23 protein-coding genes are annotated in these 25606 nt (G+C 42.1%); 11 read left to right on the top strand and 12 right to left on the bottom strand.

Going from position 1 to position 25606, the window contains the following annotated elements; genetic code table 11:
* Window positions 1–4: 4 nt before the first annotated feature.
* The 4 genes from leuC to recQ form a co-directional block, all read right to left on the bottom strand.
* Window positions 5–1420 (bottom strand): 3-isopropylmalate dehydratase large subunit, encoded by a 1416-nt coding sequence (leuC, locus tag LMH66_RS12760; RefSeq protein ID WP_102526840.1) that lies wholly within the window; start codon window positions 1418–1420, stop codon window positions 5–7.
* Window positions 1420–2514 (bottom strand): 3-isopropylmalate dehydrogenase, encoded by a 1095-nt coding sequence (gene leuB, locus LMH66_RS12755; protein ID WP_102526839.1) that lies wholly within the window; start codon window positions 2512–2514, stop codon window positions 1420–1422. Before leuB ends, leuC begins: the two co-directional genes overlap by 1 nt.
* Entirely contained in the window at window positions 2511–4079 is a 1569-nt protein-coding gene (leuA, locus tag LMH66_RS12750; protein WP_229370485.1) for a 2-isopropylmalate synthase, read from the bottom strand. Before leuA ends, leuB begins: the two co-directional genes overlap by 4 nt.
* A gap of 784 nt (window positions 4080–4863) precedes the next feature.
* The gene (gene recQ / locus LMH66_RS12745) at window positions 4864–6744 is read right to left on the bottom strand and encodes a DNA helicase RecQ (RefSeq protein ID WP_229370484.1); all 1881 of its coding nucleotides are present in this window, start codon (window positions 6742–6744) and stop codon (window positions 4864–4866) included.
* 468 nt (window positions 6745–7212) lie between these two features.
* Here recQ and LMH66_RS12735 point away from each other — a divergent pair, with 468 nt between their 5' ends.
* Together LMH66_RS12735 and rarD are read left to right on the top strand one after the other, a co-directional pair.
* The gene (locus tag LMH66_RS12735) at window positions 7213–7677 is read left to right on the top strand and encodes a thioesterase family protein (protein ID WP_102526836.1); all 465 of its coding nucleotides are present in this window, start codon (window positions 7213–7215) and stop codon (window positions 7675–7677) included.
* Window positions 7678–7851: 174 nt separating this feature from the next.
* Window positions 7852–8748 (top strand): EamA family transporter RarD, encoded by an 897-nt coding sequence (gene rarD / locus LMH66_RS12730; protein WP_102526835.1) that lies wholly within the window; start codon window positions 7852–7854, stop codon window positions 8746–8748.
* A 2-nt stretch (window positions 8749–8750) separates the two neighbouring features.
* On the opposite strand, the gene LMH66_RS12725 is transcribed toward rarD, so the two are convergent.
* From LMH66_RS12725 to radC, 5 genes are all read right to left on the bottom strand, one after another.
* A complete protein-coding gene (locus LMH66_RS12725) occupies window positions 8751–9272 on the bottom strand; it encodes a PH domain-containing protein (protein ID WP_229370483.1) in 522 nt (173 codons plus the stop codon).
* Window positions 9273–9388: 116 nt separating this feature from the next.
* Window positions 9389–10708, bottom strand: a complete 1320-nt coding sequence (argA, locus tag LMH66_RS12720) for an amino-acid N-acetyltransferase (RefSeq protein ID WP_102526872.1) — start codon at window positions 10706–10708, stop codon at window positions 9389–9391.
* A 624-nt stretch (window positions 10709–11332) separates the two neighbouring features.
* Complete coding sequence (gene rpmG / locus LMH66_RS12715; RefSeq protein WP_011494790.1) at window positions 11333–11506, bottom strand: 50S ribosomal protein L33; 174 nt, start codon at window positions 11504–11506, stop codon at window positions 11333–11335.
* Window positions 11507–11512: 6 nt separating this feature from the next.
* Window positions 11513–11749, bottom strand: a complete 237-nt coding sequence (gene rpmB, locus LMH66_RS12710) for a 50S ribosomal protein L28 (protein ID WP_055025225.1) — start codon at window positions 11747–11749, stop codon at window positions 11513–11515.
* A gap of 122 nt (window positions 11750–11871) precedes the next feature.
* Window positions 11872–12549, bottom strand: coding sequence for a RadC family protein (gene radC, locus LMH66_RS12705; protein WP_229370482.1), 678 nt, complete (start codon window positions 12547–12549; stop codon window positions 11872–11874).
* Window positions 12550–12731: 182 nt separating this feature from the next.
* Between radC and coaBC the strand changes: the two genes are divergently transcribed.
* The 6 genes from coaBC (at window position 12732) to folE (ending at window position 19245) form a co-directional block, all read left to right on the top strand.
* Complete coding sequence (gene coaBC / locus LMH66_RS12700) at window positions 12732–13925, top strand: bifunctional phosphopantothenoylcysteine decarboxylase/phosphopantothenate--cysteine ligase CoaBC (RefSeq protein WP_229370480.1); 1194 nt, start codon at window positions 12732–12734, stop codon at window positions 13923–13925.
* Window positions 13922–14380 carry a dUTP diphosphatase gene (gene dut / locus LMH66_RS12695; RefSeq protein WP_229370478.1) on the top strand — a complete coding sequence of 153 codons (459 nt, stop codon included), beginning with the start codon at window positions 13922–13924 and terminating at the stop codon, window positions 14378–14380. Before coaBC ends, dut begins: the two co-directional genes overlap by 4 nt.
* A gap of 34 nt (window positions 14381–14414) precedes the next feature.
* On the top strand, window positions 14415–15008 hold the full coding sequence (gene slmA / locus LMH66_RS12690; protein ID WP_102526830.1) for a nucleoid occlusion factor SlmA: 594 nt from the start codon (window positions 14415–14417) through the stop codon (window positions 15006–15008).
* Window positions 15009–15166: 158 nt separating this feature from the next.
* Window positions 15167–17137, top strand: a complete 1971-nt coding sequence (locus LMH66_RS12685) for an alpha/beta hydrolase family protein (protein WP_420709420.1) — start codon at window positions 15167–15169, stop codon at window positions 17135–17137.
* Between the two features lie 378 nt (window positions 17138–17515).
* Window positions 17516–18316, top strand: coding sequence for a hypothetical protein (locus LMH66_RS12680; RefSeq protein WP_229370474.1), 801 nt, complete (start codon window positions 17516–17518; stop codon window positions 18314–18316).
* Between the two features lie 275 nt (window positions 18317–18591).
* On the top strand, window positions 18592–19245 hold the full coding sequence (gene folE / locus LMH66_RS12675; RefSeq protein WP_229370472.1) for a GTP cyclohydrolase I FolE: 654 nt from the start codon (window positions 18592–18594) through the stop codon (window positions 19243–19245).
* A 125-nt stretch (window positions 19246–19370) separates the two neighbouring features.
* Here folE and pyrE read toward each other — a convergent pair whose 3' ends face one another.
* Window positions 19371–20012, bottom strand: a complete 642-nt coding sequence (gene pyrE, locus LMH66_RS12670; RefSeq protein WP_229370470.1) for an orotate phosphoribosyltransferase — start codon at window positions 20010–20012, stop codon at window positions 19371–19373.
* Window positions 20013–20119: 107 nt separating this feature from the next.
* A complete protein-coding gene (rph, locus tag LMH66_RS12665) occupies window positions 20120–20833 on the bottom strand; it encodes a ribonuclease PH (protein ID WP_055025233.1) in 714 nt (237 codons plus the stop codon).
* Between the two features lie 238 nt (window positions 20834–21071).
* On the opposite strand from rph, the gene LMH66_RS12660 reads away from it, so the two are divergent.
* Entirely contained in the window at window positions 21072–22067 is a 996-nt protein-coding gene (locus LMH66_RS12660) for a 2-dehydropantoate 2-reductase (RefSeq protein ID WP_229370467.1), read from the top strand.
* A 176-nt stretch (window positions 22068–22243) separates the two neighbouring features.
* Here the strand turns inward: LMH66_RS12660 and lgt are convergent, their stop codons facing one another.
* Window positions 22244–23026: a prolipoprotein diacylglyceryl transferase gene (gene lgt / locus LMH66_RS12655; RefSeq protein WP_102526823.1), complete on the bottom strand. Its 783-nt coding sequence runs from the start codon at window positions 23024–23026 to the stop codon at window positions 22244–22246.
* A 449-nt stretch (window positions 23027–23475) separates the two neighbouring features.
* Between lgt and LMH66_RS12650 the strand changes: the two genes are divergently transcribed.
* Window positions 23476–24339, top strand: a complete 864-nt coding sequence (locus LMH66_RS12650) for a YicC/YloC family endoribonuclease (protein WP_229370465.1) — start codon at window positions 23476–23478, stop codon at window positions 24337–24339.
* 621 nt (window positions 24340–24960) lie between these two features.
* Entirely contained in the window at window positions 24961–25593 is a 633-nt protein-coding gene (locus LMH66_RS12645; RefSeq protein WP_229370463.1) for a chromophore lyase CpcT/CpeT, read from the top strand.
* The last annotated feature ends 13 nt before the right edge of the window (window positions 25594–25606 follow it).

Here is a 25606-nt window from a genome sequence, read left to right as displayed (position 1 = left end):
ACCGTTAGTAAGGCTTACGAATATCAACAAAGTGACCAGCAATTGCAGCTGCGGCTGCCATAGCTGGGCTCACTAAGTGAGTTCGACTACCACGGCCTTGTCGACCTTCGAAGTTACGATTACTGGTTGATGCGCAGCGATCGCCCGCTTCTAAACGGTCATCATTCATTGCTAAACACATTGAGCAGCCCGGTAAGCGCCATTCAAACCCTGCTTCTAGGAACACTTTATCTAAGCCTTCAGCTTCAGCTTGTAGCTTAACTTGACCAGAGCCCGGCACCACAATCGCCACAACGCCATCAGCAACCTTGCGATCTTTTGCATGATAAGCAGCAGCACGTAAATCCTCGATACGGGAGTTAGTACACGATCCGATAAACACCTTATTAATTGGAATATCGACCATTTTAGTCCCTGACGTTAGGCCAATGTACTTTAGTGCTTTTTCCATACTGCCACGTACAGTGGCATTAGACTCTGTGGCTGGGTTTGGCACTTCTGCATCAATAGGCACGACTTGGCCTGGGTTAGTACCCCAAGTTAATTGCGGGGCAATATCTGCAGCTTCCAATACAACTTCAGCATCAAACTGAGCACCTGCATCTGTTTTCAGTGCAGTCCAATCTTTTACGGCTTGTTCCCAGTCATCACCTTTAGGTGAAAATTCACGGCCTTCAAGATAATCAAACGTGGTTTGATCAGGTGCAACCATACCCGCTTTAGCGCCCATTTCGATGGCCATGTTACATAAGGTCATGCGGCCTTCCATTGATAAAGCTTCAATGGCTTCACCACAAAACTCGACAACATAGCCTGTGCCGCCATCCATGCCTAAGCGACCAATGATAGCGAGTACGATGTCTTTAGCAGTAATCCCTTCGGTTACATTGCCACGTACTTCCACTTTCATGGTTTTCGCTTTAAGTTGACGCAGGGTTTGCGTGGCTAATACATGTTCAACTTCAGAAGTACCAATACCAAATGCTAAAGCGCCAAATGCACCGTGAGTCGCAGTATGCGAGTCTCCACACACAATGACCGTGCCCGGTAAGGTGATCCCAAGTTCAGGCCCCATTACATGGACAATACCTTGGTTTGGATGGTGAATGTCGTAAAGCTTGACGCCAAACTCTTTACAGTTTTGCGCTAAGGTTTCCACTTGAATACGCGCCATTGGGCTCATGGCATCTAAGCTTGCGCTCAAGGTAGAGATGTTATGATCCATAGTGGCAAAGGTTTTTTCTGGCGCACGTAGTTTTCTACCCGCCGTTTTCAACCCACTAAAAGCTTGTGGTGACGTCACCTCATGTACCAAATGACGATCCACATAAATAATCGGCGCTTCTGCTTCTGGCGAAGCTAACACATGAGCATCCCATACTTTTTCATATAAGGTTTGCGCTGAAACTTGATTGGCCATTAGACACCTTCCTTAACAGCATTTGCGATAAAGTCGCCCATTTCTGAGGTCGATTTCGCATTGTGACGCTCATCGCTACTTAATAACTCACCGGTCAAATACCCTGCCGACAATGCTTTACTCACCGCACGTTCAATTGCACTAGCTGCATCTTCAAGTTTTAAACTGTGACGAAGTAACAATGCCGCCGATAAAATTTGCGCCACAGGGTTTGCAATACCTTGTCCTGCAATATCAGGTGCACTGCCACCAGCAGGCTCATACATACCAAAACCTGAACTGTTTAAACTGGCTGATGACAATAAACCCATCGAGCCGGTCAACATGGCAATTTCATCTGAAATGATGTCCCCAAATAAGTTTGAACATAACATCACGTCAAATTCATTCGGACGACGTAATAACTGCATCGTCGCGTTATCAATGTAGATATGCTCAAGCTCAACATCAGGAAAATCTTTCGCCACGCCTTCAACCACTTCACGCCATAGCACTGAACACGCAAGTACATTGGCTTTATCTACCGAAGTGACTTTTTTACTGCGACCTTGGGCGGCTTCAAATGCAATACGTGCAATACGTTCGATTTCACGGCGGCTGTAACGCATAGTATCGAAGGCTTCTTCATCAGCGCCTTCACCTTGGCGCCCTTTTGGCTTACCAAAATAAATACCGCCAGTTAATTCACGTACACAAAGCACATCAAACCCACGAGATGAAATATCGCTGCGCAGCGGAGACATATGCTCAAGGCCTGCATGCAGTTTGGCTGGGCGTAAATTACAGAATAAATCAAAGTGACCACGTAATGGTAAAAGTGCGCCACGTTCAGGCTGATCGTTTGGTGCTAAATGCTCCCACTTAGGACCACCGACACTACCAAACAATACTGCGTCAGAAGCTTCACACCCCTTAAGGGTCGAATCAGGCAGCGGACAACCATGGTTATCAATGGCGATACCACCGACATCGTACTCAGCATATTCAATGTCTAGTTCAAATCTGGCTTCAACTTCTTTTAACACCTTACGTGCTTCAGCCATAACTTCTGGACCAATACCATCACCTGCTAATACTGCTACTTGATAACTCATACTCCACCTAACTCCCTATCTTTATGAATCTGTTGTTTATAATTGGCGACCTTATCTGCGCGGTATGTCAAATTCATCACATGCACTAATGCTTGTGCTGAAGACTCAACCACATCTGTCGCTAGACCAACACCGTGGAATGTCTGCTTATTGTACTCAGCAGTTATATCCACTTGACCTAATGCATTTTGGCCTTCGCCTTTTGCACCTAATTTGTAATTAGTAATATTGATGGTGCGGTCAGTAGCGCGAGCTATCGCGTTATACGCCGCATCAACTGGACCGTTACCGGTCGCAGCCTCTGTAATTTCTTTACCATCCACGATGATGCGAACCGTTGCCGTTGCGACACCTTCTGTCGAATCTGAATGCACCATTAGGTGCTCTAATGAATAGTTATCATCGTCTTGAGATTGCGCTTCCATAAACACCAATGCTTCAAGATCGTAATCAAACACTTGGCCTTTTTTATCTGACAAGTTTAAGAACTGTTCGTACAAGGTATCCATATCGTAATCAGTTGCCTTGTAGCCCATTTCTTCCATGCGATGCTTAATCACGTGACGGCCTGAACGAGAAGTCATGTTTAAGTTATTACGATTTAAACCAATGCTTTCTGGCGTCATAATCTCGTAGGTATTTTTCGCTTTAAGCATGCCATCTTGGTGAATACCTGAAGAATGAGAGAATGCATTGGTGCCCACCACCGCTTTATTAGCTTGGATTGGCATATTACATAACTGACTTACAAGCGATGAGGTGCGGTGGATTTCTTTTGCATTGATATTGCTTTCAAGCCCTAGCAAATTCTTGCGCGTAGCAAGGATCATCGCTATTTCTTCTAATGAACAGTTACCTGCACGCTCACCAATACCGTTAACCGTACATTCAATTTGACGTGCGCCGTGTTCAACTGCAGTAATCGAGTTAGCAACCGATAAACCTAAGTCATCATGACAATGCACTGAGATAACCGCTTGGTCGATATTTGGGACACGGTTGAATAAAGTTTGAATGATGCCACCAAACTCACTTGGTACTGTGTAGCCCACAGTGTCAGGAATATTAATCGTGCGCGCGCCTGCTTTAATTGCTTGTTCTACCATGCGGCACAAGTTATCAATTGGCGTACGTCCAGCATCTTCACAAGAGAACTCAACATCATCTGTAAAACGACGAGCGTACTTCACTGCGCTCACGGCCATTTCTAGCACATCATCAAAAGAGCGCTTTAATTTGCTCTCTACGTGAATCGTTGAAGTTGAAATAAAGGTGTGAATACGGAACTGTTCTGCAACAGACATTGCTTGCGCTGCAGCATCGATATCTTTTTCTAATGCACGGGACAAAGCACACACGCGGCTATTTTTAATTGTCTTCGCAATAGTTTGTACCGACTGGAAATCACCAGGTGATGAAACAGGAAAACCGACTTCCATAACATCAACACCTAAACGTTCAAGTGCCAGTGCGATTTGCAGTTTTTCTTTGACCGTTAAACTCGCTGCTAACGCCTGCTCGCCGTCTCTCAATGTAGTATCAAATATTATGACTCTATTGGACATCAGTTTTCTCCATCGAACCTATTGTTCAAGTAAAAGTTTGTTCGCTTAGCTAACGATTTAATCCCATCTTTCTGGTCGTGCTTAAATCCAATTCGTTAGCTGTATTTGTTCGTTCAATTTGTTGCTTTAATTGGTCTGTTTTTAAAATCAATCGGTTCTAGAAACAAAAAACCCCGCGGCTGTTAGCGCGGGGTTTGTGAATGCCAGTAAACTTATTTAGCAAGTAACACAAAGGACTCCGCGCAAATATTGCGTAAGAGAAGAAGGAGACCTAGGAGAATGTTACCACTATAAATATTCATTAAAGTTAACTAATTATTCTTAAATTAAATTTTTCTATACCCACTTTTTAACGTGACCAGCCTGCTGTGTCAACCCCAATTTATTCATCTTTTTATCATTGGTTAAGAGAATACCTTAGGTTTGCTTAGCATAAATGGAGTAAAACCAATCTTTTTGAACACAACAACTAAGCGTAAAGCTTGATATACAGTGATTTAAGCATTTATTTTCACTCAGTTTTACATTGAAAAACAACCAAGTTAGCAACGGATAAAACTTGCATAAAAAAATTGAACAAGCATCCATCATTTTGATTATATAAAATATGAAATAAACTTAATCTGATTGCTATTACTGTAAGTCACAAGAAAGAATTTTTAGAAGTGAGTATCGTTCGAGAATTAAAACATTGGTTCAGGAGTGACAACGCAGCCTTTAGTGTTCATTAAAGGGTTCATTTTATGGAAGGACATTAGCAAAGGCACCATAAAAGGCGAAAGGACTAGTTCTCAATCAGGTATTGACTGATTTCATCTAAAAACGCATTACCGAAACGGCTTAATTTACGTTCACCGACACCATTGACCGCCAACATCTCGCCAGCACTGGTCGGCACCATGGCCGACATTTCGGCTAAGGTTGCGTCATTAAATACCAAGTAAGGTGGCACATCATGTTCTTCAGCTAACTCACGACGCAGTAACTTAAGACGAGCAAACAATTTGCGATCATATTGTTGTGGTGCACGTGATGAACTCGAACGGCGCTTGGTGGTCACTAACTGAATACGTGGCTCAGCTAGCTGCAAAGTCAAATCGCCTCTTAATACTGGTCTTGCTGACTCGTTTAACTTAACCGATGAACCTCGAGTGATATCTTGGCTAGCCAGCCCACGATGAATGAGCTGACGAGTTACCGATAACCAATATTCATGACTATGCTCTTTGCCAATGCCCCAAGTCGATAACTTATTATGACCTCGGTCCATCACATTCGCGGCTTTTGAGCCGCGCAGTACATCAATCACCTGATTAACACCAAAGTGTTGATTAAGTCTAAAGATACAAGAAAGGACTTTCTTTGCATCTTCAGTACCGTCATAGCGCTTTGGCGGATCAATACAAACGTCACAGTTACCGCAAGGCTTATCTGCGCTTTCGTCAAAGTAATGCAATAACACTTGGCGACGACAAGTTTGCGCTTCAGCAAAAGCCGCCATGGTATTCATTTTATGAAACTCAACATCTTGCTGTGGCCCTGGCTCTGATTGCTCAATCAGATGTTTTACTCGGCCAATATCTGCCGGGTCAAACAACATATACGCTTCGGCATCTAAGCCATCACGCCCAGCACGGCCGGTTTCTTGATAGTAAGATTCGACACTTTTGGGAATATCGTAATGCACCACAAAGCGAACATTGGACTTGTTAATCCCCATACCAAACGCAACCGTTGCGACCACAATGTCAATTTTGTCTTTTAAAAACTTATCCTGAATATCAATGCGCTCTTCTTGGGTCATGCCCGCATGATATGCCGCTGCGCTAAAGCCTTGCAGCTTTAAGCGGTCAGCCACTTCATCTACCCGGCGACGGCTACTGCAATAAATAATGCCATTACTGCCTTTTTGCAGCTGTAAAAACTGTTTGAGCTGATTAGCAGCATTGAGTTTTTCAACCACGGTATAGCGAATATTAGGTCTATCAAAGCTCGATAAAAGACAAAACGGCTGAATTTGCAGGCGCTGACAAATGCTGTCTCGGGTCGCTTGATCTGCGGTGGCCGTTAATGCCATCAAAGGAATATAAGGAAATATCTGTTTTAACTGCCCAAGTGCGGCGTACTCAGGTCTAAAGTCATGTCCCCACTGGCTGATACAATGCGCTTCATCAATAGCAAATAATGACACATTGAGTTCATGTAAGCGTTCGATAAAGTCAGGTCTTAATAAACGCTCAGGAGAGACATAGAGTAATTTAATTTCGCCTTGATGAAGACGACGTAAAATAGCCACGGTTTCATCGCGCGGCAGAGAAGAGTTCAAATAAGCGGCTGCAACGCCCGATTGCGTTAAGCTATCAACTTGATCTTTCATCAAGGAAATCAAAGGAGAAACAACAACAGTTAAACCCGGAAGAATTAATGCTGGCAGCTGGTAGCACATACTCTTGCCGCCACCCGTAGGCATAATCACCAAGGTGTCTTGCCCACTTAATGTCTGCTCAATAATCTCCCGTTGCCCTTCGCGAAAATCACGGTAACCAAAAATTTGTTGTAACTGATGCCCAAGCACATCCTGCGACTCTTGTTGAGAATCGGCGGGGGCAATGTCGATTTGATCTATCGCTTGGCTTGAGCTTGAACTGGAAATAGGGCTATCCATCTATTGGGCTGCAGATAAGAAGCATCATTTTAAAGCACTGCAGTGCAGATGTCTCGACTCAATATGATTAAGCCAGCTTTAACTGCTCAAATATGCATCATTGATTTTATAAAGCTAATTAAGTTAGATTAAATACTCTAGGGTCTATTGATCTTTCAAGGTTGTTTTTGCAGCGAGTTGTTGGCCATTCTATGCATCAAGGTCGCAAGGCAGAGACTTTGTAGTGTAGTTATTCTACATAATAAGTCGATACCGCAGTAAAAATAACCAACAAACGCTGCCCGAAGGGTTCGACTAAAAGCGTTTTACTCTTTGTTGGATAAATTTTGCTTAGATGACTAGGCATCAATTCATCCGCCTCGATTAAAACGCTTTTATTTCGAACAAAATTCAACCAGAAAAGTTCAATAGACCCTAGCTAATTAAAAGCATGTTTTTACAGATAAAATAACAATAAAAAGGCTATCTATGACCACGGAAGTTCAATTAAATGCCCTAAAACAAGTGGCTGAAATTTTTGATAAGCATGTGCCATTTCATAATCTTTTAGGATTAGATATTAAACGCTACGACACTGAAGGTGTTGAGGTTGTCATTCGAATGAAGCCTGAACTCATCGGCAATATACATCAAAATATTCTCCATGGCGGTGTCACAGCCACCTTGCTCGATGTGGTTGGCGGGTTAACCGCATTTGCTGGGTTAGTTTCAAGTCGAGAAGATTGGACAATAGAGCAATTAGAAAAACGCTTAACCACCTTAGGTACCATCGACATGCGTGTAGACTTTTTACGCCCTGGTCGCGGTGAAGTATTCACAGGCACAGGTTGTGTTATTCGCTCAGGAAACCGCGTTTCAGTATGCCGTATGGAACTGCATAACGAAGAAGGCACCCATTTAGCATTTGGCACGGGCACTTATATGGTCGGCTAATGTGATGGTTTAATATAAGGAACTAGGCGCTAATATGATGAACTTGGGTAATATTGCACTAGTTCATCACGTACCTGAGAGACATCATGAAATAAATGATTACGCTAATAACTTGAGTGATCATCCCGAGCAACCTACAATCGCCCTTTCTTTATTTCCGCGCAGTTGGTTTCCATGCAAGATCTTGAACACCGTAAAGGCATTGCCCTTGCCATTTGTGCCTATTTCCTTTGGGGAATTGCGCCGCTTTATTTTAAATTATTAAGCGATGTGTCTGCATTTGAAACTTTGGCTCACCGTGTTGTGTGGTCATTTTTCTTTATCATTATCTTAATGCAGTTTATCGGTGGATTTTCGCGCCTGAAACTCGTTCTGAAACAGCCCAAACAACTGCTGGTGTTAACCGTAACCTCGGTACTGATTGCTGTTAACTGGCTGATTTTTATTTGGGCGATTAATAATGACCACATGCTAGATGCCAGTTTAGGCTATTTTATTAACCCATTATTCAATGTGTTACTTGGCATGGTGTTCTTATCTGAGCGACTTAGAAAACTGCAATGGGTGGCAGTGGCGCTTGCCAGTATTGGAGTGCTGATCCAACTTATTTCGTTTGGTTCAATTCCGCTGGTATCACTGGCTTTAGCCTGCTCTTTTGGTTTTTATGGCTTATTGCGTAAAAAGGTCAACATTGATGCAAAAACCGGTTTGCTAGTTGAAACTGCGATTTTGTTGCCTGTGGCGTTAGGCTATTTAATGCTGACATTAGATACGGCAACAGCAAACATCTTTACCAATGATCTGACGATGAACTTAACCCTTATCGCAGCCGGTATTGTCACCACTGTGCCACTCCTGTGTTTTGCAGGGGCTGCGATGCGTATTCCATTATCCATGCTGGGCTTCTTCCAATATATCGGCCCAAGTATCATGTTTGTGCTGGCGATATTTTTATACAACGAACCTTTTGATATTGAAAAAGGCATTACCTTCGGCTTTATTTGGAGTGCACTGCTGATCTTTACCACTGACATGGCACTGCAACGCAGACGACGTTTAAAGCAGACTTAATCTTAATCTAGCAACGCAGTGATGCTAGCCATTGCTGCTTGCGGATTTTCCACTGACAATAATAGCGAATACCCTTTGTCAGTTGGCACAAGCAGCACACCTTCATTAGTTGTTACCGACACTAAGGCTTTGTCGCCGTTTTTAAGCGTAAACCAACCTAAAGAGTATCCAGTCAGACCCAATCCATTAGTTCGTCTACTAGGGGTGAATTGAGGCGCTTGTGATAGGTTTATTAACTGCGCTTGCTGCAAATCCACCTCGCCCGCCTCAAAGTATTGACCATATAATGGAATATTCACCTCAACAGCGCCCGACTGACTTACCGATACCCTTGCTTGGCTCGATTGATACATGGTGAGCGAAAACAAAGCGAAAACTGCAATAATGATCCCTAAGCTTGAATAAAACGCCGCACTTGGTAACTTTTTCACTTTGAGCAGTATCGTTAACAGCACTAAGCCAATTAACAAGCCAATAAAATTAGCCATGGCATTACTAGAGAGTCCTGCAAGTTCAATATTCATCATTTTTCCAAAGGCTTATAAGTGCTAATAGCGAGCTGATAGTTTTGTCGAGCATAACAAAAATGCCACCCATGTATGACCATGAAGTGGCATTTATTACGCTAAATTTGTAAGGTTTATAAATCTAACGCTAAAATTTTTGATTTACGCTGGAAGTTATAAAGCTGTTTTTTCACATTCGGCAAAGCATCAACTTCAACGATATTAAAGCCATGTTCTAAGAACCAATGAATACTACGCGTGGTTAATGCAAATAAGCGTGAATAACCGCGCACTCTCGCCTGGCCAATGATGTTATTCAATAACACACTGCCACGATCTGCATCGCGATAATCAGGATGCACCACCAAGCAGGCAAACTCACCAGCATTATCTTCTTCAAACGGATACAAGGCCGCGCAACCAATGACTAAACTGTCACGCTCAATCAGCATGAACTGCTCAATTTCCATTTCCAGCTGCTCACGGGAACGACGTACTAAAATACCTTGTTCTTCTAATGGACGGATTAAATCCAATACCCCACCGATATCGCCAATGTTAGCCCGCCTTAAACGTTCAGCACTTTCAGTAACAATTTGGGTACCAATACCTTCACGAGAGAACAGCTCTTGCAGTAAGGTACCATCTTCTAAATAACTGACTAAGTGACAACGCGGGACGCCGTTTCTGCAAGCATCAATACTGGCTTTTAAAAATGCCATAGTCCCCACACAAGCTTGCCCAGCTTGATTCATCTCATCCCAAATGGTTTGCGCACCATTTGGCATCAGCTCAGCAATCACTTCACCTGCTTGATCTAAAATACCGTGGGTGCTACTAAAGCCGATAATCTTGTCTGCTTTCAGTTTTATCGCAACTTTGGTGGCAACCTCTTCCGCTGTTAAGTTAAAGCACTCACCAGTCACTGAGACCGCCATAGGGCCCATCAACACAATACAGTTGTTATTCAACTGACGCTCAAGCCCTTGGGTATCAATACGGCGGACTTTGCCCGTTAAGCAAAAATCAACACCATCATCGATACCTAGAGGCTGTGCGATAACAAAATTGCCACTGACTAAGTTAATTTGCGCATTTTGCATCGGCGTATTGCCAAGGCTCATTGATAACCGAGCGGTAATATCAAACTGCACTGCACCTGCTACTTGTTTAATAACCTTTAGCGAGTCTTCATCAGTAATACGAACGCCGTTGTGATAACTCGGTTCAATGTTTGCGTCATGAAGCGCTGCATCAATCTGCGGCCTAGCGCCATACACCAGTACCACTTTAATGCCTAATGAATGCAGCAGCGCAACATCGTTTAAAATACTGCGGAACTGGTTATGTAATAGCGCTTCACCGCCTAACATGACAACAAAGGTTTTACCCCTATGTACGTTGACATACGGCGCAGAATGACGGAAGCCATCAACAAGTTCTGTGGTTCTCAAAGGCACATTAACCCCTAACAAGTAAACTAATCGGTTTTATTAGCGTATCCGCCAACAATATAATTAATCAATAATATTGCATTTAAATTCACTTTAAAAGCATTATATTGGTCTAGCTAAGACTTTTTATTCTTTTATGAGTGAATACTTATTGATTACGGCTAACAATTTACTGCTCAATCATCTCCACTCTATTCAAACAAGTCGCATTTGCTTTGTTTAAACACATCAACAATAGCAACAGAATAAGGCGACCATTCGTCAGTGTTAACACATTTTTGCACACACTATTCAAACGAAGGGCACACCGTATGATTTATGACTCTACTTCAACCTGTACGCTGCTAGGTCATTTTAATCAGGCTATTGTGGTGAAACAGAAGACATCAGCCACTAAATCGGCAGCCTAGCCCCATAAGATGACAGAATGACTACCAAACTTGGATTAGTAAATTCAACGGCTGTAAAGATATCTTGCTAGTTTTAAAGGTGAGTTTCAGTGACGCTGACTAAAGTTTTGATAAAGCGAGAGCGTACTTATACAAATAAAAGCTAGGGCTGGTTAACTGAAAAAAGGCCAAAAAAAAGCCCCAATAAAGGGGCTTTTTAAAAGATGCGAATCAATTACTTGATTTTAGCTTCTTTGTACATAACGTGCTGACGAATAACTGGATCAAATTTCTTGATTTCCATTTTTTCAGGCATGTTACGCTTATTTTTTTCAGTAGTGTAGAAGTGACCAGTTTTAGCACTAGATACTAATTTGATCTTCTCACGATTACCTTTAGATTTAGCCATTTTCTATTATACCTTCTCGCCGCGGGCACGAAGTTCTTTAACTACAACTTCAATACCTTTTTTGTCGATGATACGGATACCTTTAGTAGATACACGTAGTTGCACGAAGCGTTTTTCTTCTTCTAACCAAAAACGGTGGTTTTGTAGGTTAGGTAAAAAACGACGACGAGTCGAATTTTTAGCGTGCGAACGGTTGTTACCAACCATAGGCTTCTTGCCAGTAACTTGGCATACTCTTGACATGTCAATCTTCTCCAAAAACAATTTTAAAACGCTCGAGCATTTATGTGCCTCGTGTGGCCGTCGCCCGAGGCACAAAGAGGGCGCATTTTATACACGATAACAAAACTAAGATCAAGCATTGTTTATAATATCCACCCGCGTTCAGCGAAGGATACTATCTCTTGATCGCCTACAACCATATGATCTAATAGAGAAACATCGATAGTTGAGAGGGCTTTTTTTAATCTGTCAGTAATTTGCCGATCTGCCTGACTTGGCTCTGCAATGCCAGACGGGTGATTGTGACACACTATGACTGCCGCAGCCTTTTTCTCCAGCACTAAGCTCACCACTTCACGTGGATAAACTGATGCCGAATTAATCGTTCCGCGGAATAATTCTACGAACTGAATCACTCTATGTTGGCTATCCAACAATAATAATGCGAACACTTCATAGGATCGGTCTGCTAATTGTCTCATTAAATAGTCCCGAGTTAAATCAGGATTTATTAAAATTTGCCCTCGATGCATATTTTCTTCAAAAATTCGCTTCGAAATCTCGGATGCAGCCTGTAATTGAGCATATTTTACTGGCCCAATACCCGCCAATTTGCACACTTGTGATTTTGGCGCTGCAAATATTGGCCTTAATCCACCAAACTGGCTGATCATCCCTCGGGCCAAATCAACCGCATTATGTCCCGCTAACCCATTACGCAGTAATACCGCCAATAACTCTGCATCAGATAAATGCCCCGCACCGTGCTTTAATAGTTTATCTCTCGGTCCTTCTCCCTCTGGCCAATCTTTAATTGCCATAAACACTCCCTTGTTTATTGCTTCTATAATCTAGGTTAACGAGTTAACTCTTTTCTTTACGACCTTTTATGGCCACTTGCGACTAAAGAGTATGGTCTAAATTTTTAAATTCGGATCATCCCCCATTAATCGGATTGTGATATCGTAGCGGCAATAAAGTGAATAGCAGGATTAAGCACAACATGCTGACAAATAAAAATGTCCTATTAGGAATTGGTGGCGGTATTGCAGCGTACAAAAGCGCTGATTTAATTCGTCGTCTTAAAGAGCGCGGCGCTGATGTCCGTGTGGTCATGAGCCAAAGCGCAATGGAGTTTATTACTCCACTGACGATTCAAGCCTTGTCAGGCCATCCTGTAGCCTCTGATTTACTTGATCCAGCAGCTGAAGCCGCAATGGGGCACATTGAGCTAGCACGTTGGGCTGACGTCGTAATTGTCGCACCAGCAACCGCCAACCTCATTGCCCGCATTAATGCAGGCATGGCTGATGAGCTGTTAACCACAACCTGCTTAGCCACTGAAGCACCTGTAATTGTATGCCCTGCGATGAATCAACAGATGTATCGCAATCAAGCCACTCAAGAAAACCTTGCTAATGTCGCTCGCAAAGGCATCACAGTTTGGGGCCCAGCAAGTGGCGATCAAGCTTGTGGTGAAGTCGGCCCTGGCCGTATGCAAGAACCACTAGCGATTGCCGAACAATTAGTGCAGTTCTTTGGCCCTAAACCGTTAACCGGACATAAACTCTTGTTAACAGCTGGTCCAACCCGCGAGCCTATTGACCCTGTGCGTTATATTTCAAACCATAGCTCTGGCAAAATGGGCTTCGCATTAGCCACTGCAGCCACCCAAATGGGCGCAGAAGTCACCTTAGTGACAGGACCGGTTAACTTAGCCACCCCGCTAGGTGTGACAAGAATTAATGTTGAATCAGCACAAGATATGCTTGATGCCGTGATGGATAATGTCGATAACCAAGATATTTTTATCGGTTGCGCTGCAGTCGCAGATTATCGAATCGCAGAAGTGGCCGAGTCAAAAATTAAAAAGTCGTCAGAGAATATGCAGCTTGCGCTTGTGCGCAACCCTGATATCTTAGCCAGCGTTTCCGCGCTGACTAAACGACCTTTTACTGTAGGTTTCGCAGCAGAGACCGATAACGTAGAAGAATATGCCCGCGGAAAGCTTGAACGTAAAAAGTTGGACTTAATTGCCGCTAACGACGTATCAATAGCAGGTCTTGGATTTAATGCCGACGCCAATGCATTACATGTTTTTTGGCAAGACGGTAGTCAACAACTGCCTGCAACCGATAAACTGACGTTGGCAAAACAATTACTTACTCTGATAGCGACAAAAATAAAAACATCATGAAAACACCTGTAGAACTCAAATTACTCGACTCACGCATCGGCAGTGAGTTCCCATTACCAAGCTATGCCACACCAGGCAGCGCTGGCATGGACCTACGCGCCATGATTGATACCACCATGGTGATAGAGCCTGGTAAGACAGTATTAATCCCTACAGGAATTGCAGTGCACGTGGCAGATCCAAGCTTAGCGGCTGTCATTTTACCGCGCTCAGGGTTAGGCCATAAGCACGGCATCGTGTTAGGTAACTTAGTCGGCTTAATTGATTCAGATTACCAAGGTCCATTAATGGTTTCTTGCTGGAACCGCAGTGATAAGCCATTTACCTTAGAAATCGGAGATCGATTAGCACAGCTCGTTTTTGTCCCCGTAGTACAAGCACAATTTACCTTAGTCGATGAGTTTGATACCTCAGATCGTGGTGAAGGCGGATTTGGTCACTCAGGTACCAAGTAACCTTTACAAGTAGTCACAAGCCTAGGAATAACAAATGGCGGCTAGCCCAAAAATAAATCGTCGTGAGCACATTTTACAATGTCTTGCGCACATGCTGGAAACCAGCCCTGGCCAACGGATAACCACAGCTAAATTAGCCGCGGAAGTTGGTGTTTCTGAAGCGGCGCTTTATCGCCACTTTCCAAGTAAAGCAAGAATGTTTGAAGGTCTAATAGAATTCATCGAAGATGCAATTTTGTCTCGACTTAATATCATCATGGATGAAGAAAAAGACACTATGAAACGCTGTGAGTTAGTCTTACAGTTACTATTAGTTTTTTCAGAACGTAACCCGGGTATTTCACGGGTACTGAATGGCGATGCGCTATTAGGTGAAAATGAACGTTTACGTAGCCGTGTCAGCGGGTTATTTGCCAAAATTGAAACTCAAATCAAGCAAATATTACGTGAGAAAACACTCCGCGAAGGCCATGGTTTTAACTTAGACGAAGCCATTTTAGCCAATCTACTTTTAGCTATCGCAGAAGGCAGAATAGCTCAGTTCGTGCGCAGTGAGTTTAAGCAAAAGCCGACAGAACACTTCGATGAACAGTGGCAGTTTGTGCAGCAACAATTATTACGTAGCTAAGCTAGTACTCTCAATAAATACTTCTCCATTTTTACGCACTTCGGTGCGTTTTTCATGTCTGAATAATTGTATTCACTGTTCGAGTATCGTACTTTATGATGACAAAATATAACTGATCGATAGAAGTCGATAAATTCTTCATATAAAAATACACAAGGATGTTTATGAAATACACTGCTGTTCTTGCGGGTTGCTTGCTCGCCTTCGCTCCCTCTATTGTTAATGCCGCTTCGTTATCCCACTCAGATCTCTTTAGCCGAGGTGCTGAATATACTGACGTAAAAATTTCTCCTGAAGGCGACTATCTCAGTGCTTTAACCACCCATGACGGTAAAAAAACCTTAATTATTTTAGAAACTGAAACTAAAAAAATGATTAATGCGATCAGATTTCCAAGTAATGCTGAGGTGGGTAATTATGTATGGGTAAATCATGAGCGCGTCGTGCTACAAAAAGTGTATTTGAAGGGGTGGTCTGATGTACCACAATATTATGGAGAGTTGTTTTCAGTAAACGCTGATGGCTCACGTCAAGAATACCTATTTGGTTATAATAGCGGCGAAAAACAAACTGGCACTCGCATTGAGAGAAACACAGCAATCCAGGCTACTGCCTATATCCTTGATGCATTACCTGAAAATAATAAATATATGTTAGTCAATGCGATCCCATGGAGTCGTGCCCGCTCACTAGGTTATGACAGCCTGCAAGATGTATATAGAGTTAATGTATACACAGGTAAAAGACGAAAAATTACTACCTCCCCTGTGGGGAGTGCCAGTTTTTTAACCAACAATGAAGGCGAAGTAAAATTTGTTGCGGGTAAAACTAGCAAGAATGAAACTCAAATTTTTTACCGCGACGACGGCGACTGGGTTAATAGCGATAAACTCAATATTGGCCTAACTGATTTTAATCCCATTTCATTTGCTGACACTCCAGATACTATTTTTGCGGCAGGCAGAGAAGATAATCATACTCTGGGGGTATATAAAATTAATTTATCAACCGGAGTGAAACAAAAGATTATTCAGGATGATCATGTCGACCCAAGCAATTTTTGGATCAATAACGAATCAAAGCAACTTTATGCCGTTGAATTCGATAGTGGATATCCGACTTATGCCTTTGTTGACCAACAAGATAGCCACACCCAAATCGTAAAGCAGTTACTTGCATCTCTACCGGGTCATCAAGTACAGATAGTCAGTGAAACCAACGACTCGACTAAATTTATCATTAAAGCATTTAATGACCGCAACCCTGGTGACTATTATTTGTTTGATGCTAAAGACATTAAGCTTGAATATTTAGTCTCTCAAAAAAACTGGCTAGACCCTGATGCCATGGCCGAGGTCAAACCCATAAGCTTTACTAGTCGTGATGGAAAAGTCATTTCTGGTTATCTCACGCTACCAGAAGGCAAAGAAGCCAAGAATTTGCCGCTGATTGTTAACCCACATGGTGGCCCGCATTACATTCGGGACTGGTGGTCTTTTGACTCTCAAAATCAATTACTTGCCAGTCAAGGGATGGCCGTATTACAAGTTAACTTTCGTGGTTCTGGTGGCTATGGATCCCAATTCCAAAAAGACGGTTATCAAAAGTGGGGCACCGATATTCAATACGACATTATTGATGGCACCAAATATGTAATTGAACAAGGCTTTGCTGATAAAGAGCGAATTTGTATTGTCGGCGGCAGTTTTGGCGGCTACAGCGCACTACAAAGTGCTATTATTGAACCTGACTTATTCAAGTGTGCCATCGGCTTTGCTGGTGTATACGATTTAGATATGATGTTCAACGAAGGTGATATACAGCAATCAGGTAGCGGTACCAGTTATTTAAAACAAGTTCTTGGTGAAAACCCTCAACAACTCAGAGCCATGTCACCCGCTTTTAATACCGATAAGCTCAAAGCCAACTTATTACTGGTGCATGGCGGCAATGATGAGCGCGCACCCATTGAGCAATTAGAATCATTAGAAAAAAATTTGAATAAACACAAATACCCTTATGAAACACTGGTGATGGACGATGAAGGCCATGGCTTTTATAACGATACCCATAGAGCCAAGTACTACGATAAAATGCTGAGTTTTTTGAAAGAGAATCTTAAGCTGTAATACTGCTCAGTAAACTTATTATAAAGCTGGTACTTTAACTAAAAGTATCGGCTTTTTCCTATTTTCAGCCACGTGACGAAATCACCTCAAAAGAGCCAATCTTAGACTTACTTAGAATCAAAGCTAATAACCGCTTACCCGCCCCCCCGATACAACTCATATAAATAGAAAAAACATTATGAATCAAGTGAATAAGCCAACAATTTAAAATTAATAAAACCTACATTAGATCCTCGCGAATATTGACAGAATAAGTTAACCGTACTAGGTTTTTTATTGTGCAATTTAGTTTTTGAAATTTATGTTCTTTTGAAATGATGCTTCACTGTATTGAGCCTCAATAATTTTTTTATTATTCATTTAGAAATGGAGTTTAAAATGAAGCCAATTTTATCGTTAGTATTTTTAGCTACTTTAAGTACATCTGCAATTGCAACAACTGTGACTGAAGTACAAGCACCTGCAGCTCAACAAAATCATACCATCTCAAATATCCAATATTCCCCAAGCGGAAAGTTTGTTAGCCAAGTTGTCACTAAAGATGAAAAGAAAGTGCTAATCGTATTGGACGCTTCTGATATGTCATTCGTACATGTGATTAATTTTAAAGCTAATGAGCAGATAGGAAATTACGCATGGGCAAACGATTCCCGTCTTGTTTTTGAAAAGGTTTATACAAAAGATTGGAGTGATACACCTTTCTATTACGGCCAACTTTATGCAATAAATGCTGATGGAACAAATTCAGTAGCGTTAATTGGATACAACACAGATGTCGACATTAATACCAAAGTGAAAATGCACTCAAGAGTCCGTAGCAGCGAACCATTGCAGGCGACGTCATTTATTCTTGATCCACTGATCAATAATAAAAACAAGATTTTAGTTCGCAGCATACCTTGGGGGAATACAGATAAAGTAGATTTTACTAAGTCACAAGATATCTATGAGATAGATATCTATAAAGGACTTAGAAAAAAAATCATGACAGTTGAGCCTACAACGCCTCTTGCAATTGTTGAAGCAAGCGATGGCCAATTCAATATTGCTAAAAGCAATATTACCAATCTTACCGATTACCAAATCTCGAAAAGTATTGCTGTTGTTGTAACAACACCAGCTAACCCAAGATTTATTCAAAACGGTAAGTCATTTACTACTAAGAACAGCCATGATTAGTGAGTAAAAAAGCACGGTGAACATGTATATAGAATTAAATTCACTGTGCCATTAATCCATTTGAAAACTTAGTTTCAATTACTTAACGCAACCAAAGCCGATACCTGACTAAAAAGGTCGGCTTTTTTTATGTCATTAATATTAATTTGACCTAAATCACGTTATTATCCCGTCCCTAGTCTTTTTGGCACCTTATCAGCGTTAAAAGCACCAAAAAGATTTACAGCATACACTCAATTAAGTAATCGTGATTACCCCTGTGGTTGGAGGATAAGATGGCACTAAGTGAAGCCGCGTTAAAAGTTCAAGCAGCACTTACTGAGCAAGGGCTTGAAACCCCTATGTTGCCTCAAACTCGCACACCAGAAGAGCGTAAAGAGAAAATTGAGCATCACATGAAAGAAATCCTGACATTAATGTCGTTGGATTTATCAGATGATAGCTTGATGGACACACCACGCCGCATTGCCAAAATGTATGTTGATGAGATTTTCTCAGGGCTTGATTATCAAAACTTCCCTAAAATCACCGTCATTGATAACAAGATGGGCGTTGATGAAATGGTGCGAGTGCAAGATATCAGCCTCACCAGTACCTGTGAGCATCATCTCGTGACCATTGATGGCTATGCCACTGTCGCGTATTTACCGCGCACTAAGATTATTGGTTTATCGAAGATTAACCGCATTGTGCGCTTTTTTGCCCAGCGCCCTCAAGTGCAAGAAAGACTGACTCAACAAGTGTTAGTGGCATTACAGACCTTGCTTGAAACCAAAGATGTGGCGGTGAAAATGGATGCGGTGCATTACTGCGTTAAATCACGTGGGGTAATGGACTCAACCAGTTCAACCACCACCACTGCATTAGGTGGGGTGTTTAAATCAAATCCCGCTACTCGCGCAGAGTTTTTACATCAGTCAAAGTGCTAATTAACGAGTGTTGATGAAGCCGTGCTAAATAAAAAGTTTTAATCCACTGATTTTGTAAAAAAGCATACAAAAAAGCCAGACATCATGTCTGGCTTTTGCTTTTCTAGCTTATATTACAAAGCCGATTAAATACCGTATTGCTCGCGATAAGCGCTAACCGAGGCTAATTCAGCTTCCATACCTGGCTTCTCAGAAAGGTAGTTAATCAAATCACCCAGTTTGATGATTGAAACAATCGCGCAGCCAAAATCACGTTCAACTTCTTGAATCGCAGATAACTCGCCTTTGCCTTTTTCTTGTCTATCTAAGGCAATCAATACACCCGCAAGGCTTGCATCATGTGCCGCAATGATTTCCATTGATTCACGGATTGCTGTACCAGCTGTAATCACGTCATCAACTAACATTACTTTGCCTGTCAATTCGCTACCGACTAATGAACCGCCTTCGCCGTGATCTTTCTTTTCTTTACGGTTAAAGCAATATGGTACGTCTTTGTCGTGATGATCACATAAAGCAACAACCGTTGTCGTTGCAATAGGAATGCCCTTATAAGCAGGACCAAACACTAAATCGTAGTCGATACCAGAATCAACCAATGCAGCAGCATAAAAACGACCTAAACGCGCTAAATCACGACCCGTGTTAAATAAACCCGCATTGAAAAAGTAAGGGCTAGTACGGCCTGATTTTAAGGTGAACTCACCAAAGCGTAATACCTGACGCTCAAGAGCGAATTCAATAAACTCACGTTGATATGCTTTCACATTATCTCCTTAACACTGTTATCTATTTTTTATCTAATGATGACTAAGCCTAAATAAAGCTTAAAAAAAGGGGCTCTTATTAACAGAGCCCCTTAATCAAATACGTTTTAGCTTAATGCCGCTTTTTGCGTATCAACAATTTCGCGAATGCCGTGCTTCGCAAGCTCAAGCAAGCTTAATAACTCTTCATGGCTGAATGGCTCACCTTCGGCAGTGCCTTGGATTTCAATCATCTTGCCAGTTTCAGTCATCACAACGTTCATGTCAGTTTCAGCAGCGCTATCTTCGATGTATTCTAAATCGCAGATTGGCTCACCTTTGTAAATACCCACACTTACAGCAGCAATTAAGAACTTAAGCGGGTTAGTTTTTAAAATGCCTTTACCACGCGCCCAGTTTAATGCATCTACTAATGCAACACAGGCACCAGTAATCGCAGCAGTACGAGTACCGCCATCAGCTTGAATCACATCACAATCGATAACGATAGTGTTTTCACCTAAGGCTTTCATGTCTACAGCAGCACGTAATGAACGGCCGATTAAGCGTTGGATTTCTTGAGTACGACCAGACTGTTTGCCACGAGCCGCCTCACGTTGCATACGACTATGAGTAGAACGAGGAAGCATACCGTACTCAGCAGTCACCCAACCTTGACCTTGGCCTTTAAGAAAACGCGGTACGCCTTCTTCAAAGCTTGCAGTACATAACACTTTAGTGTCACCAAACTCGACCAACACCGAACCTTCAGCGTGAGCTGTAAATTGACGAGTAATCGTAACTGGACGAGATTGTGCAGGTGTTCTGTCGCTTGGACGCATATGCATTTCCTATTGTGTGGGATCAGTGACTAAATTGGGTTTTAAGCTGAAATTGGCTGTAAATTATCGTTCAATCGACGTCTCAATCAAAACAAAACCAGCAATCAACGCTCATAATTGAACAGCATTATAGTGACTTGTTAGCCTTGATGCCACGTCAAACAAAACCCTTATTGGATTTTTATTAACAAAACGGCACACTGGTAGGCGGAATGCGACTAATGCTTTAAGGGAAATGATGAAAATAGCCATCTTTGGTGCAGGTTCAACAGGATGTTACTTAGCCGGCGAATTACTCATGGCAAAGCTTGATGTCAGCTTAATTTGTCGCGAGCGGATTAAACGCAGCATTACCGACAATCAAGGCATCACGCTCACAAGCTACCAAGGCTTACATCAAAAAGTCATGCCAAACGCACTGTTTACCGAAGTTGAAGCAGACACACCCAAATTCGATTTGATTTTTGTCACCTTAAAATGTCATCAAGTTCGCGAGATTAGTGAGCAACTACTGCAGTTATCCCACCAGCAAAGCACCATAGTATTAATGCAAAACGGTTTAGGCAGTTTAGATGAAGTTAAGCAAGCACTCGCTAACATCTCAGCGCAGCCAAGACTGCTGATACAAGGCATAACCCCGTTTAATGTCCTGCAAAAACAGCATGCCACTTTTCATAAAGGCACCGAAGGCGAATTCATTTTTGCCAACACGCCCCATACGCAAACTGTTCAACAAGCAATGCAATCCGCAGGACTAACATGCACACTAGTTGATGACATGGCGCCAATCATTTACGGCAAACTACTGCTTAACCTCAATAATGCGCTCAATGCCATAACCGATGTACCCATTAAGCAGCAACTGAGTCAAAAACAAACTCGTAAACTATTAAGCCTTGCGATGAAAGAATGGTTAGCAGTGTGTCAAAAAGCACGTTTACCGCTAGCGCAATTTACCAAAGTAAAACCCCAATGGTTGCCACTGATACTATCGCTGCCTGATGGTTTATTTACTTTACTGGCAAAGCAGATGCTCGATATCGATCCTCAAGCGCGTTCATCCATGTGGGAAGATATTCAAGCTAAACGTAAAACCGAAATAGACTACCTCAACCAAGCGGTTGTTGAATTAGGTAAGCAATATCAAGTCAACACGCCTATTAACGCCGCTATTTGTGCCGGTATCAAAAAGCTTGAACAAGGTATACCTGTCGATATCGCAGAGCTTTTATAACACCCCTATAGCGAGCTTTTTTAATGAGCTTTCCCAAAAAGCATTAATAAAAAGCTATTTGATGAACCCTCAGCATCAAAACTTAGTAGCAGAATAATAAAAAGGCCGATACTCACTAAGAGCATCGGCCTTTTATTTATTAGCCCAATAAAGCGCTAACTCAAACTAATTAGCATTTACTTGTTCTTTTTAAGCATAGGTAAAATCAGCAGCGCAATACCCACAACTAAAAACGGAATACTCAGTAACTGCCCTGCACTCATGGTCCACTCAGTGGCATAAGCTGCTTGCTTCACTTTGACCATTTCAATGGCCCAACGCGCACTGAATACGCTACATAAGAACAGGCCGAATATGACACCGTGCTTTTCTTTTAAATTAGTAAACTTATAAACCGCATATAAACTAATGAAAATAACCAAGTAGCTGATCGCTTCATAAAGCTGCGCAGGATGGCGCGGTAATAAATCCACTCGCTCAAAGATAATGCCCCAAGGTTTAGTGGTCGGCAGACCTAAAATCTCAGAGTTAGCAAAGTTGGCCATACGCACAAAGAAGCCAAATATCGCCGTCGCAATCGCTAGCCTATCCAATAAGAATAAAAACGGCATATCGGTTTTACGCTTGTAGTAATACAGCGCTAATATCGCCCCTAACCCGCCGCCATGACTGGCTAAGCCGCCTTCCCATATGGCTAAAATTTTCATCGGATTGGCAAAGTAATAACTCGGATCGTAAAAGAAACAATGGGCTAAACGCGCACCAACAATAATCCCCACCACACAATACATGAGTAGGTTATCTAGCGACTCAACATCCAAGCCTTCTTTTTTGTACATGCGCTTCATTACCTGAAAACCACTGGCAATTGCCAACGCAAATAACGCACCATACCAATGCACTTTTAGACCCATAAAAGAAATCAATACTGGGTCGAGGTTCCACACAAAATGGTCCACTTGCCTACTCCAAAATTTGAAAACATCTAAACCACAAGGCCTAAACGTGAATGTGCCATACTATAAACAATTCATCAGCTTAATTCGATGACAAAGCATTGATAAGCGAAATTAACCCGCAACATCTCACGACACCCCACAATAGCCATCACTCACCAGCACTAAACTAGTACTAAAAAGCAAACGGTTAAAACGGCGCGATTAAACAAAAACAAACAGCTTAAAGATAACGCCCTACGTTCAGACTCAGTTAACTCCTTTTAGTTTCATGCCGCACAGCGCAATTAGCGAAGTGCGATTAGCGAAGTACAATCAATAAACCCTAAAAACGCATAAGCCTGTAAACAACCGCCCTCAACTCACACATAAGTTTTTGTAAGCTTTGACCTTAGCCCTCAGCAGACTATAATCGACACACTATATTGCTGCTAACTAATCAGGGTTCAACAATGATCCAAAGTATGACCGCCTACGCTCGCATTGAGCATAAAGCCGAATGGGGCACCGCCTCTTGGGAACTTCGCTCAGTCAATCAACGCTACTTAGAAACTTACCTGCGTTTACCAGAGCAAATGCGCAGCCTTGAGCCAGTATTACGTGATCGCCTACGTAAACGCTTAAATCGCGGTAAAGTTGAGGTCAACTTACGTTACGAACTCTCTGATTCAGGCAGCAGTGAAATGCGCCTAAACCAAGATTTAGCCAAGCAATTACTCAATGCCGCTGAATGGTTAAAAAAAGAAGCCAATCAAGGCGAGCTTAACTTAGTCGATATCCTGCGCTGGCCTGGTGTGATGGCGGGTGAAGAAAAAGACATGGGCGCAATCAACAAAGAATTATTGGTTGCATTTGACGGCGCAGTAGAGCAATTCATCGAAGCCCGTGGCCGTGAAGGCGAAGCGATTAACGCTATGCTTCAAACCCGTTTAGACCAAATCGTTGAGCAAGTAGCGATTGTACGTGGGCACATGCCTGCAGTAATGCAATGGCAACGTGACAAGCTCACTAACCGTTTAGCCGAAATCACCGGTGAACTTGATCCAGCGCGTATGGAACAAGAAATGGTATTACTTGCACAAAAAATGGATGTCGCCGAAGAAATGGATCGCCTTGATGCACACGTTGCTGAAACGCGTTTAATCCTTAAAAAAGGTGGCGCACAAGGCCGCCGTTTAGACTTCATGATGCAAGAATTTAACCGCGAATCTAACACCCTAGCGTCAAAGTCAATCAGCGCAGAAGTTACTGCTGCAGCGGTAGAGCTGAAAGTTTTGATTGAACAAATGAGAGAGCAAATTCAGAACGTTGAATAATATTTTTACAGACGTTTTATAAAACTAAGCCCAGCGAATGCTGGGCTTTTGTTTTTAGCGATGTGATACAAAACAATTAGGATTGATAGGAAGTTTACTCAGCCTTAGATTTAAAACAGCGGCTGTTTAACACTCAAATAGTGTACGTTGTTACTCTTATTAAAAATGCTGCCGTATTATTTTATTCAATGTGTACGATCCTACACTTTTTACTTGGGCAAGAATCTTGTATTGCAATGATGTAACTTTTTGTACTTTTATGTACTTTCTTACTCAGATTGAAGAAATAAAGATATACCGTAGCAACTGCGTCAATCTTGATAGCGTTTAATTAAATGTCTCAAATCCATAAATCCTAGCACTCGATAGCTTTGTTATTTCTTCAATTCAGTATTTAGTCACTGCCTGCATAATCAAATTTCACACGCTACAACCGTTAAACCTCTATTTACACGCTATAACCGTTAAAATTACTTTCACACGCTGTAGCAGATATAAGCTGTCATTGCCTATTTTACTCTTTCAAACCGATGAGTTAACTTACCTAGCAATGAGGCTAAACGACTCATTACAAATACGAACTAAAAATACAAAAACACCATTAATCGGAAAGGATTTCCTGTGAACACATCTCTTAGCCGCATTGCGGTTTTCAGTGCTTTTTCAGCACTGGCTTTTATGCCAATCACGTCTCAAGCGACTGAACAAGACAAGCAAGCTTTATTACTTGAGTGGATGCAAGGCCACTTTGATAGCGAGCAGCAATCTATTAGTGATAAAGATTTTTTTAATATCCACCTCAATATGGTGCAAATTTGGCCTGAGGATAAATCCACTTGGCTTTATGTTGAACAAGCCGCTGCAACACATTTAGATAAACCGTACAGGCAGCGCGTTTATGAGGTCACAGCACTATCAGCAACTGAGTTTGCTAGTAAAGTGTATACCTTTGAAAACGATAAAAGCTTCGCTGGCGTTTATAAAGATGATGCACCTCTGAGCGAGCTAACACCTAAAGACTTAACTGAAAAGTCAGGCTGCACTGTATTTTTAACTTGGTCTGATAAGTCACAATCTTTTGCAGGCTCTACTGATAAGAAAAGCTGTTTAAGCAAGCTACGCGGCGCAAGTTATGCCACTTCTGAAGTTACGGTTACTAAAGACAGTATTGTCAGCTGGGATCGCGGTTTTGACAGTAACGATAAACAAGTGTGGGGCGCTGAAAAAGCAGGCTATATTTTCTTGAAAGAGTAAATAGCCTCCATAC

The sequence above is a fragment of the Shewanella sp. 10N.7 genome (assembly GCF_020806285.1).
GTDB classification, from domain to species: Bacteria; Pseudomonadota; Gammaproteobacteria; order Enterobacterales; family Shewanellaceae; genus Shewanella; species Shewanella electrodiphila.
This window is presented reverse-complemented; position numbering and strand designations above follow the sequence as displayed.

Bases quoted from the DNA above. Each gene is read 5' to 3' on its own strand.
- leuC (WP_102526840.1), bottom strand. From the start codon at position 1,420: ATGGCCAATCAAGTTTCAGCGCAAACCTTATATGAAAAAGTATGGGAT.
- leuB (WP_102526839.1), bottom strand. From the start codon at position 2,514: ATGAGTTATCAAGTAGCAGTATTAGCAGGTGATGGTATTGGTCCAGAA.
- leuA (WP_229370485.1), bottom strand. From the start codon at position 4,079: ATGTCCAATAGAGTCATAATATTTGATACTACATTGAGAGACGGCGAG.
- recQ (WP_229370484.1), bottom strand. From the start codon at position 6,744: ATGGATAGCCCTATTTCCAGTTCAAGCTCAAGCCAAGCGATAGATCAA.
- LMH66_RS12735 (WP_102526836.1), top strand. From the start codon at position 7,213: ATGACCACGGAAGTTCAATTAAATGCCCTAAAACAAGTGGCTGAAATT.
- rarD (WP_102526835.1), top strand. From the start codon at position 7,852: ATGCAAGATCTTGAACACCGTAAAGGCATTGCCCTTGCCATTTGTGCC.
- LMH66_RS12725 (WP_229370483.1), bottom strand. From the start codon at position 9,272: ATGAATATTGAACTTGCAGGACTCTCTAGTAATGCCATGGCTAATTTT.
- rpmG (WP_011494790.1), bottom strand. From the start codon at position 11,506: ATGGCTAAATCTAAAGGTAATCGTGAGAAGATCAAATTAGTATCTAGT.
- rpmB (WP_055025225.1), bottom strand. From the start codon at position 11,749: ATGTCAAGAGTATGCCAAGTTACTGGCAAGAAGCCTATGGTTGGTAAC.
- radC (WP_229370482.1), bottom strand. From the start codon at position 12,549: ATGGCAATTAAAGATTGGCCAGAGGGAGAAGGACCGAGAGATAAACTA.
- coaBC (WP_229370480.1), top strand. From the start codon at position 12,732: ATGCTGACAAATAAAAATGTCCTATTAGGAATTGGTGGCGGTATTGCA.
- dut (WP_229370478.1), top strand. From the start codon at position 13,922: ATGAAAACACCTGTAGAACTCAAATTACTCGACTCACGCATCGGCAGT.
- slmA (WP_102526830.1), top strand. From the start codon at position 14,415: ATGGCGGCTAGCCCAAAAATAAATCGTCGTGAGCACATTTTACAATGT.
- LMH66_RS12685 (WP_420709420.1), top strand. From the start codon at position 15,167: ATGTTTATGAAATACACTGCTGTTCTTGCGGGTTGCTTGCTCGCCTTC.
- LMH66_RS12680 (WP_229370474.1), top strand. From the start codon at position 17,516: ATGAAGCCAATTTTATCGTTAGTATTTTTAGCTACTTTAAGTACATCT.
- folE (WP_229370472.1), top strand. From the start codon at position 18,592: ATGGCACTAAGTGAAGCCGCGTTAAAAGTTCAAGCAGCACTTACTGAG.
- rph (WP_055025233.1), bottom strand. From the start codon at position 20,833: ATGCGTCCAAGCGACAGAACACCTGCACAATCTCGTCCAGTTACGATT.
- LMH66_RS12660 (WP_229370467.1), top strand. From the start codon at position 21,072: ATGAAAATAGCCATCTTTGGTGCAGGTTCAACAGGATGTTACTTAGCC.
- LMH66_RS12650 (WP_229370465.1), top strand. From the start codon at position 23,476: ATGATCCAAAGTATGACCGCCTACGCTCGCATTGAGCATAAAGCCGAA.